Origin of the sequence: Gordonia sp. i37 (assembly GCF_002043085.1) — a bacterium.
Classification (GTDB): Bacteria; Actinomycetota; Actinomycetes; order Mycobacteriales; family Mycobacteriaceae; genus Gordonia; species Gordonia polyisoprenivorans.
Genome location: NZ_MVPX01000235.1, coordinates 1 through 280, shown reverse-complemented (window position 1 = coordinate 280; position 280 = coordinate 1). Strand labels below are relative to the sequence as shown.

Annotated in this window: 1 pseudogene; it reads left to right on the top strand. The window is 68.6% G+C overall.

Features of this window, described 5'->3' with window-relative positions:
* Positions 1 to 280, top strand: a pseudogene (locus tag B1964_RS10715) (HNH endonuclease); the annotation flags it as partial.

The following is a 280-nucleotide window of genomic DNA, read 5'->3' as shown; positions in this document are numbered from 1 at the left end:
ATTACGGATCACCGACACCTTCCGTCGTAAACGACGGTTGCAGGCGTTGGGGCAGTTCACGACACCCAGCGGTACGCCGTTACCGCCGTCGGCACCAACCCTGGCCGACGGTGTCGCCGACGGAGTCCTCGGCCCGGACCACGTCCACGCGGTCCTCGACGTGCTCGGCAAGATCCCGGTGGCGTTGCCCGCCGAGGTCCACACCGCAGCGGAGCAAACGCTGGGGCAACTGGCACGCGAGCACACCCCCGCGGAGCTGGGGGTCCTCGGGCAACAACTG